Origin of the sequence: Mesorhizobium sp. M0293, assembly GCF_040321735.1 — a bacterium.
GTDB lineage: Bacteria > Pseudomonadota > Alphaproteobacteria > Rhizobiales > Rhizobiaceae > Mesorhizobium.
This window is the reverse complement of record NZ_JAMYSA010000079.1, coordinates 21,793-30,617: the sequence shown is the minus strand read 5'-3', so window position 1 is coordinate 30,617 and position 8,825 is coordinate 21,793. Positions and strand designations below refer to the sequence as shown.

Below are 8,825 nucleotides of genomic sequence, written 5' to 3'. Positions count from 1 at the left end.
GAATTCAGCGTCAGCTTGCTACGGCGGCGGTCGTCCTCGCTCTTGGTCGGCTTGGCCGGGCGCGCCACTTCGGGCGTGACCGGACGGCGCACCGGCACACCGGCACCGGTCCGCTTCGGCTTGACCTGTTCCTCGTCATCGGCCGTCGCCAGTTCGGCGGTCAGCGGCGCGCGGCGGCGCGCCTCTTCCTCGGCCCGACGGCGGGACTCGGCCTCGGTCTGCAACCGCGCCTCTTCCTCGGCCTGGCGGCGTGCGGATTCATCGCGTTCGCGCTTGCGGCGCTCTTCATCCTCGGCACGGCGCTTGGCATCCTCGGCGGCGCGCTGACGGTCCTCGACCTCACGAACCTTCGAGCCCTCGAGCGCCCTGCGGCGTGCTTCCATTTCACTGCGCGACAGTTCGTTGAGCACCATGCCGCTGCGCTCGACCGGGGCCGGTGGCGGGGGTGGCGGCGCCTTCGGCGCTTCCTGCACGACGGGTGCGGCCACGACCGCCGGCTTCGGTGTGAAGACGGGGGCTCCAACCGGCTCCGGCTTGTCGCCGGGCATCGAGAACTTGCGCTTCTTGGTTTCGACGACGACCTGCTTGGTGCGGCCGTGCGAGAAGTTCTGGCGCACAGTGCCCTGTTCCATACCGGGGCGCTTCAGCGTCAAGGTCTTCTTCGGCGTCACACTCAGCGTATTGTCGTCACCCGATTTCGTATCGCTCATTCCATATCCTCTGCGGCATCATCTTCGTCAGCAACAGCCGCAAGCATTGCCAGATCGTCCGGGGAACCGCCCCGATACCGGTCGAGCGCAACCATGCGCTTCTGGACCGCCCTGCCCGCGTCTCCCGCGAGAACGGCAGCATGTATCACATTTGTACCCCCCAATGCCAAGCTCAACTCGGCCTCGGAGAAAAGTTTGTAGGCAAGGATAGCAGGGCCGCCGAGATGGACTGTCGCCCGTCGCGCTTGGCTGATCTTGCGCACACCGTCGTCGGACGCCTCGGTCGCGTGAAGCACGAAAAGCGCCAATCCGCCGCGTACAGCGCTCTCGACCTTGGTAGCACCCAGCGCGATCGCGCCCGCCTTGCGGGCAAGACCAAGCATGCCCAAGGCGTATCTGGAAAGCAACCCGTCGACCATGCCGCCAAGATCGAGCGGCACGACCACCTGTGCCTTGAAGGCGCGAGCGAAAAGGTTCTTCGCCGCAGCCTTGTCGATATGTAGGCGGTCGGCGCTCACCCAGCAACCGCGGCCGGGCAAATTTCTCTTGATGTCGGGAACGACAGCCGAATCCGGGCCGACGACGAACCGGATCAATTCATCCGGTTCGGCCTGCCTGCGGGTGACGATGCAGGTGCGATCGTTCATCTCGTCCAGGGGCGGGTTCGGTGCGATGCGGTTTCACCTCACGCACCAACGGCTTCGTCAGCCGATTCTTCTTCGGCCGCAAGCTCGTCTTCGGTGATCCACCCAGCCTTGAGGCGGGCGGCAAGAACCATCTGCTCGGCATCGGCGCGTGTCACGCCATGATTGGCCAGCACGCCGGGGAATACCTTGGTTTCGCCGTCCTTGCGTTCCTTCCAGCCGGTCAGGTCGTCGGCGGCATAGCCGGCAAAGTCCTCGATCGTCTTCACGCCGTCCTCACCAAGCGTCACCATCATGGCAGTGGTGACGCCGGGGATTTCGCGCAATTCGTCCGAGACGCCGAGCGCCTTGCGCTTGTCGTCGTGTTCGGCTTCGATCTTCTCCAGATATTCGCGAGCGCGGGTCTGGATCTCCGAAGCGGTGTCTTCGTCGAAGCCGTCGATCGAGGCGATCTCGCCGGAATCGACATAAGCGACTTCCTCGACGCTGGTGAAGCCTTCGGAGGCGAGCACCTGGCCGACCATCTCGTCGACGTCGAGGGCTTCCATGAACAGCGACGAGCGCTCGACGAATTCCTTCTGCCGACGCTCGGATTCCTCGGCCTCGGTCAGGATGTCGATATCCCAGCCGGTCAGCTGCGAAGCCAGCCGCACGTTCTGGCCGCGGCGGCCGATGGCCAGCGACAGCTGGTCGTCGGGAACCACGACTTCGATGCGTTCGGCATCCTCATCGAGCACGACCTTGGCGACTTCCGCCGGCTGCAGCGCGTTGACGATGAAGGACGCCGCCGATGGGGACCACGGAATGATGTCGATCTTCTCGCCCTGCAATTCGCCGACGACGGCCTGGACGCGGCTGCCGCGCATACCGACGCAGGCGCCGACCGGATCGATCGAGCTATCGCGCGAGATGACCGCGATCTTGGCGCGCGAGCCGGGGTCGCGGGCGACCGACTTGATCTCGATGATGCCGTCATAGATTTCCGGCACTTCCATGGTGAACAGCTTGGCCATGAACTGCGGATGGGTACGCGACAGGAATATCTGCGGGCCGCGCTGCTCGCGGCGCACGTCGTAGACATAAGCGCGGACGCGGTCGCCGTATTTGTAGTTTTCGCGCGGGATCAGTTCGTCGCGACGGATGATCGCCTCGCCGCGGCCGAGATCGACGATGACGTTTCCGTATTCGACGCGCTTGACGGTGCCGTTGACGATCTCGCCGATGCGGTCCTTGTATTCGTCATACTGGCGATCGCGCTCGGCCTCGCGGACCTTCTGCACGATGACCTGCTTGGCCGACTGGGCAGCGATGCGGCCGAAATCCATCGGCGGCAGCTGTTCGGCGATGAAGTCGCCAAGCTGGGCGTCGGGATTGCGCTCGCGGGCCGAGGAAATGGCGATCTGCGTGGCGTAGTCGTCGACCTTCTCGACCACTTCCATCAGCCGCTGCAGCTTCATCTCGCCGGTGTTCGGGTTGATGTCGGCGCGGATGTTGGTCTCCTGGCCGTAACGCGAACGTGCCGCCTTCTGGATCGCATCGGCCATGGCGGCGATGACGATCGACTTGTCGATCGACTTTTCACGCGCGACCGCGTCGGCGATCTGCAGCAGTTCAAGTCTGTTGGCGCTTACAACCATCGTTTTTCTCCAGAGCCTGTTTGCCGGACCTTTGCGCCCGGCAGCTCAATCATAGTTCCTGTTCGTGTTCTTCGGTGGCGTCCGCTTCCGTACCCGACTCATCGTCGTCCGGTTCGCCGCGACGTTTTTTGGCTTCCTTGCGCGCCCTGTTGTCCTTCGACAGGGCATCGCGGATGAGATCGTCGGTCAGGATCAGGCGCGTTTCGGAAATCGCGTCATAAGGGACACGCACCGTCGGCTCCTCGCCATAGGCGGCCTTTTCGCGCTCGATCAGCACATCGTCTTCGCCGGCCTCGACGATCTTGCCTTTGAACCGCTTGCGGTCGGCAACGACGATCGATGTTTCCATCTTGACCAGATGACCCTGCCAGGTCGTGAAATCCGATTTGCGGACCAGCGGCCGATCAATGCCGGGCGATGAGACCTCAAGGTGATAGGCCTTTTCGATCGGATCGTCGACATCGAGCGCCGGCGACACCGCGCGGCTGACCTCTTCGCAATCCTCGACGGTCATGGTGCCGTCCTCGCGCTCGGCCATGATCTGCAGCGTCAGCCCGTTCTGGCCCGACAGATGCACCCGCACGAGGCGAAAGCCGATGCCACGCAGAACCGGCTGGACGATCAGCGCGATGCGTGCATCGATGCCGCTTTCGCGGATGATGCGATCGTCGCCCTCGCTTGCCGTTGCAGTCATTGAGATCCTGTCGCTCTACCCGAAGTTACCGGCAGGTAATAAAAAAGAGCGGGACCGGGTGGACCCACTCTTCGTCATACCGACCAAGAATTTGAGGTTGATATAAACGATCGCGGCCGGTGTTTCAAGCCCGCCGTGCGGGTCGCAGGGCAACGAACTCGGGTTAACGGGTTCCTTCGCAGCCTTCGCCGGCGCGTTGGCTGACGGAGCATCAAACGAAAAACCCCGCCTGTGCGGCGGGGTTACTGGCGCAAATCAGCACCATGAACGAATATGTACTATAGCTGAGGGCACGGAGCCAAGAAAAAATTCCTATCGTGAAAGGCTGCCGGCACAAAAGTTGCCGACACCGCCGAACTGGCCGTCGCCAGGTTTTTTGTTGACCTGAGTTCGGAGCCCTATGTGGGTCGGGCAATGCCGCCGTCGAGGCGGCCGGCGCCAGCGTTGCGTGGGGCGCATGGCGCATATGCGGCAACACCCATGTGATTGGCGCTGAACGCACCTATTTATGTTGCGCTGCACAAATGTGGCTGCGCGCCACTCGTGCGCGAAAGGACATGATCATGAGCAACCGCAAGATATTTTCGGCAATCGGCGATTTCTTCACCGTATTCGGCAGCGCCGTGGCCGCCTCACGGGCCGTCGAAGCCGGCCGCAGGCCGCGCGCCAACGACCTGCGCAACCTCGGCGTCGAACCTGCCGCCTTCGACCGGATCGGCCGCCGCTTCTAAGCGGCAAAGCGCGCCCTTCAAGCCATCGGCTATTTCCGAACGAAGGTAAGATAGGCCGGCCGCCGGCCCTCTCGAATGGCCTTCGCCTCGTAGCGCGTGCCCGGCCAGCCGTCATAAGGCCGATGCCAGTCCGCCGCCTCCGCGGCCTGCCACGCGAACGCGCCATGCGCACGGCAATGCAGCAAGGTCCAGTTGACATAGGTGTCGATATCGGACGCAAAGCGGAATTTTGAACCCGGCTTCAGCACACGCGCGAACCGCTCGAGATTGACCGGGCTGACGAAGCGCCGCTTCCAGTGTTTCTTCTTCGGCCAGGGATCGGGATAGAGCAGGTCGATGCCGTCGAGCGAGGCTTGTGGCAGCCAATCGAGCAGCCGGGTGGCGTCGTCATCATAGACCCGCAGATTGGCGAGCGGCTTCTCCCGCACCGCCATCATCATCTTGGCCATGCCGTTGACGAAGGGTTCGACGCCGATAAAGCCGATCGAGGGCGCCTCGGTCGCGCGATGCAGGAGATGTTCGCCACCGCCGAAGCCGATTTCGAGGCGAACCGCCGAAACATCGGCTTCAAACAGAGTGGACAGATCGGCCGGCGGCTCAGCCGTTAGATCGAGCCGATATATGCCGAAACCGCTTTCCAGTGCCGCCGCCTGCTGCGGACGCATGGTCTTGCCGCGCCGGCGACCGAAGAAGGCTTCGGTCGCGCGGCTTGGTCTGTCCTTCGGGGCCATGGCGGGACTTTGCGGCGCCGCTATCAGGCGGCGACCGCGTCCTTGAGCGCCTTGGCGAGGTCGGTCTTTTCCCAGGAGAAAGACCCGTCGCGGCCGGCCTTGCGGCCGAAATGGCCGTAGGACGACGTCTTGGCATAGATCGGCTTGTTGAGATCGAGATGGCGGCGGATGCCGGACGGCGACAGATCCATCACGCTGCGCAGCGCCTCCTCAAGCTTTGCCTCGTCGACCTTGCCGGTGCCGTGCAGGTCGACATAGACCGACAGCGGCTGGGCAACGCCGATGGCGTAGGAAAGCTGGATGGTGCAGCGGTCGGCGAGTTTCGCCGCCACGACATTCTTGGCCAGATAGCGCGCCGCATAGGCCGCCGAACGATCGACCTTGGTGGTGTCCTTGCCGGAGAAGGCGCCACCGCCATGGGGTGCGGCCCCACCATAGGTGTCGACGATGATCTTGCGGCCGGTCAGGCCGGCGTCACCGTCCGGCCCGCCGATGACGAACTTGCCGGTCGGGTTGATGTACCACATGCAGTTGTCGGCGATCTTCAGCTCGCCCAAGGCCTCGCGGATATAGGGTTCGACGACCTTGCGGACCTTCTTCGAATCCCAGCTCGCATCGAGATGCTGCGTGGACAGCACGATCTGCGTCGCCTCGGCGGCCTTGCCGTCGACATAGCGAACGGTGACCTGGCTCTTGGCATCCGGCCCGAGCCTGCCGGCTTCACCGCTGCCTTCGTGACGGGCAGCTGCCAGCAGTTCGAGGATCTTGTGGCTGTAGTAGATCGGTGCCGGCATCAGATCCGGCGTCTCACGGCAGGCATAGCCGAACATGATGCCCTGGTCGCCGGCACCCTCTTCGCCCTGACGGTCGGAGGCGTTGTCGACGCCCTGGCCGATATCCGGCGACTGGCCGTGCAACAAGACCTCGATCTTCGCCGTTTTCCAGTGGAAGCCGGCCTGTTCATAGCCGATTTCGCGGATCGCCTTGCGGGCGACCGATTTGAACTTGGCCGGATTGACGACCGGATGGCCTGCGGCATCCGTGAGGATGTTGCCTGCCTTGTCCTTCTTCAGCAGCGTCTCGGGGACGCGCACCTCGCCGGCGATAACAACGCGGTTGGTTGTCGCAAGCGTCTCGCAGGCGACACGAACTTTCCATGGGTCCATGCCGGTCTTCTTGGCTTCGCGATAGACCAGATCGACGATCTCGTCGGAGATCCGGTCACAGACTTTGTCGGGATGGCCCTCGGCAACGGATTCCGAGGTAAAGAAGTAGTTCTGCCGCGTCACGGGTGTCCCCTCTTGAAAAACGATCGGCAGGCTGCCGACTTTGGCGCGCCACGTGTTAGCGGGGCAAAGCGCCGCTCGTCAAGCGGTGCTTCGGTTCTGGCATGAATGTCGATGCGGTTATCTTGGGCCACCGGCGGCAAGGCGCCGCCGGCCCAAGCGTGATTGCGGATCAGTCGGCATCGTCGGTGGAGAGGGACTTGACCAGGTCTATGATCCGGCGGCGCACCTTGGCGTCGGCGATCTTGACAAAGGCCCGGTTGAGCTGAAGTCCTTCCGGACTGCCGCAGAATTCGACGGCGAAAGCCATCGACGCATCCTCGGCAAATCCACGGCCCGCCACGGCCTCCTGACCGGGCGCATCCTCGAAAAAGAAGGCGACAGGCACGCCGAGGATGGACGCGATCGCCTGCAGACGGCTGGCGCCGACGCGGTTGGTGCCCTTTTCATATTTCTGAATCTGTTGAAATGTGATGCCGAGATTTTCTCCCAGCTTCTCCTGGCTCATTCCCAGCATGTTGCGGCGAAGCCGGATGCGACTGCCGACATGGATGTCGATCGGATTCGGTTTCTTCTTGTTGTCTTCTGTCATTTTTTCCTCGCCGAATTTTTTCGGCTTCTCTATTTTTTCCTGCCCAAACGACGCCGGAGGCAACTGCCCCAACAGAACGATCCACCGACTTCGAGAAATTTCAGGCGCTTACAGTATGAGTTTCTAATGTGCGGGCTGTCAATTCACCCGTAGCCTTTGCCTTACGTTCAACAGTGTGGCGGCGATGGCAAACAGCAACATGATCAGCATTCCGTTAATGCGCCGTTGGCCGGGAGATATGACCGCCTGTTCGGAAATCGGTACATGGGCATCGATGGCGCCGCGGGCGTCGATTGCCAGCGCATCGACGATGCGCCCGCGCGGATCAACGACGGCCGAGATGCCGTTGTTGGCAGCGCGCAGCAATGGCAATCCATTCTCCACAGCACGGATCTGGGCCTGCCTGAAATGCTGATACGGACCCGGCGTGTCGCCGAACCACGCATCATTGGTAACGTTCACAATAAGCTGTGCTGACGTAGCGTCAACTGCTACGAGATCGGGAAAGATCACCTCATAACAGATAAATGGCAACGCACGGATGCCGTCGGGCAGGGCGATGGCGTGCCGCTCATTGCCGGCCGCAAAACTCATCGGCCCGGCAACCAGTTGCTCGATGCCGAAACGCTCGAGCAGATCGGAGAAAGGCAGGTATTCGCCGAACGGTACCAGGTGAACCTTGTCGACTGCATCAGTGATTTCACCCTTGTCGTCGATCGCCACCACGGAGTTGTAGTAGCGGCTGTCGGCATTCGCGGCCGAGCCGCCTTCCTCGCGGACGACGCCGGCGATCAGCCTCTGGCCGGGTCCCAGCATGTCGCCTAGCGCCGTCAATGCGTCCGGACGCTCGGTGAAGAGGAACGGCACCGAGGTTTCGGGCCACAGGATCAATTGCGGCTTTTCATGGCCCGACACCGGCGCCTTGGCCGATAGCCCCATCAAGGTTGCGAAGATGCGGTCGCGCACCGAGGCGTCCCACTTTTCCGACAGGTCCACAGCCGGCTGGACGATGCGGACATCGAGGCTGCGCGCCGCCGGCTTTTCGGGAGCGGCAAGCCTGACATAGCCGAAGCCGACATGGGCGGCGGCAAGCACGACAAACAGCGCCGCGCCGAGGCGCAGATGCCGGCGCGTCGCCAGCAGCGCCGGCAGCGCGAAGACGAACACCGCGAGCGCGTTCATGCCGATCATGCCGGTCACCGAGACGCTTTGCATCAGCAACGGTACGGGCATGGCCGCGTAGCCGATGGCATTCCAGGGAAAACCAGTGAACAGGAAGTCGCGCAGCCATTCCGCCAGCGCGAAGCCGAAGGCAAGGGCGGCGATGCGGCCGATGTCGCTGCTCCACAACAGCCGCGCAACCATGGCCGCGAAGCCGTAGAAAAAGGCGAGTGCGAAGGGGATGCCGACCACCGCGAAGGGAAGCGCCCAGGCAAAGCTGTCGGCCTCGACCAGCAGCGCCGAGCCGATCCACCACAGCCCGGCAAGGAAATAGCCGAAGCCGAACCACCAGCCGACGGCGAAGGCCGGCCGCAAGCGACGGAACAGGCTGCCTGAAGCTTCGCCGGTGGCGCCGTCGAGCAGCCAGACCAGCAGGGGAAACGAGATGAAGCAGGCGGCGAAGAAATCGTAGGGCGCCTGGCCAAGCACGGCAAAAGCGCCTGCGATAAACGCCACGAGCGCGCGCCGCCAACCCCAAAGCAGAATTATCCGGCCGGTCAGGCGCTCCATGCATACTTCCGAGTCGCGCGAATCACGACGCAAGATTTAACAGGCCGCGGTCCGCGCTCCAAACGCCGG

At 63.0% G+C, this 8,825-nt stretch carries 9 protein-coding genes; 1 reads left to right on the top strand and 8 read right to left on the bottom strand.

All coding sequences use genetic code 11. From position 1 onward, the window contains the following. The 4 genes from NKJ06_RS24945 to rimP form a co-directional block, all read right to left on the bottom strand. Positions 1 to 710, bottom strand: a 710-nt coding sequence (locus tag NKJ06_RS24945; RefSeq protein WP_352810951.1) for a translation initiation factor IF-2 associated domain-containing protein, incomplete at its 3' end; no start/stop codon positions are given. Next, complete coding sequence (locus tag NKJ06_RS24940) at positions 707 to 1,357, bottom strand: RNA-binding protein (protein ID WP_352629738.1); 651 nt, start codon at positions 1,355 to 1,357, stop codon at positions 707 to 709. The genes NKJ06_RS24945 and NKJ06_RS24940, both read right to left, overlap by 4 nt. A gap of 38 nt (positions 1,358 to 1,395) precedes the next feature. Then, entirely contained in the window at positions 1,396 to 2,991 is a 1,596-nt protein-coding gene (gene nusA, locus NKJ06_RS24935; RefSeq protein WP_352629740.1) for a transcription termination factor NusA, read from the bottom strand. A gap of 49 nt (positions 2,992 to 3,040) precedes the next feature. Beyond that, entirely contained in the window at positions 3,041 to 3,685 is a 645-nt protein-coding gene (gene rimP, locus NKJ06_RS24930) for a ribosome maturation factor RimP (protein ID WP_352629742.1), read from the bottom strand. A gap of 563 nt (positions 3,686 to 4,248) precedes the next feature. Between rimP and NKJ06_RS24925 the strand changes: the two genes are divergently transcribed. Beyond that, positions 4,249 to 4,416, top strand: a complete 168-nt coding sequence (locus NKJ06_RS24925) for a hypothetical protein (protein WP_127381317.1) — start codon at positions 4,249 to 4,251, stop codon at positions 4,414 to 4,416. Positions 4,417 to 4,445: 29 nt separating this feature from the next. Here NKJ06_RS24925 and trmB read toward each other — a convergent pair whose 3' ends face one another. The 4 genes from trmB to lnt all read right to left on the bottom strand — a co-directional run bounded on the left by trmB (position 4,446) and on the right by lnt (position 8,756). Continuing rightward, positions 4,446 to 5,147 carry a tRNA (guanine(46)-N(7))-methyltransferase TrmB gene (gene trmB, locus NKJ06_RS24920; protein ID WP_352810947.1) on the bottom strand — a complete coding sequence of 234 codons (702 nt, stop codon included), beginning with the start codon at positions 5,145 to 5,147 and terminating at the stop codon, positions 4,446 to 4,448. Between the two features lie 23 nt (positions 5,148 to 5,170). Beyond that, a complete protein-coding gene (gene metK / locus NKJ06_RS24915) occupies positions 5,171 to 6,436 on the bottom strand; it encodes a methionine adenosyltransferase (RefSeq protein WP_352629748.1) in 1,266 nt (421 codons plus the stop codon). A gap of 169 nt (positions 6,437 to 6,605) precedes the next feature. Continuing rightward, a complete protein-coding gene (locus tag NKJ06_RS24910; RefSeq protein ID WP_352629751.1) occupies positions 6,606 to 7,025 on the bottom strand; it encodes a helix-turn-helix domain-containing protein in 420 nt (139 codons plus the stop codon). A 138-nt stretch (positions 7,026 to 7,163) separates the two neighbouring features. Next, the gene (gene lnt / locus NKJ06_RS24905; RefSeq protein WP_352629753.1) at positions 7,164 to 8,756 is read right to left on the bottom strand and encodes an apolipoprotein N-acyltransferase; all 1,593 of its coding nucleotides are present in this window, start codon (positions 8,754 to 8,756) and stop codon (positions 7,164 to 7,166) included. Positions 8,757 to 8,825: the final 69 nt, after the last annotated feature.

Coding starts and splice junctions, on each gene's coding strand:
- NKJ06_RS24940 (WP_352629738.1), bottom strand. CDS start 1,357: ATGAACGATCGCACCTGCATCGTCACCCGCAGGCAGGCCGAACCGGAT.
- nusA (WP_352629740.1), bottom strand. CDS start 2,991: ATGGTTGTAAGCGCCAACAGACTTGAACTGCTGCAGATCGCCGACGCG.
- rimP (WP_352629742.1), bottom strand. CDS start 3,685: ATGACTGCAACGGCAAGCGAGGGCGACGATCGCATCATCCGCGAAAGC.
- NKJ06_RS24925 (WP_127381317.1), top strand. CDS start 4,249: ATGAGCAACCGCAAGATATTTTCGGCAATCGGCGATTTCTTCACCGTA.
- trmB (WP_352810947.1), bottom strand. CDS start 5,147: ATGGCCCCGAAGGACAGACCAAGCCGCGCGACCGAAGCCTTCTTCGGT.
- NKJ06_RS24910 (WP_352629751.1), bottom strand. CDS start 7,025: ATGACAGAAGACAACAAGAAGAAACCGAATCCGATCGACATCCATGTC.
- lnt (WP_352629753.1), bottom strand. CDS start 8,756: ATGGAGCGCCTGACCGGCCGGATAATTCTGCTTTGGGGTTGGCGGCGC.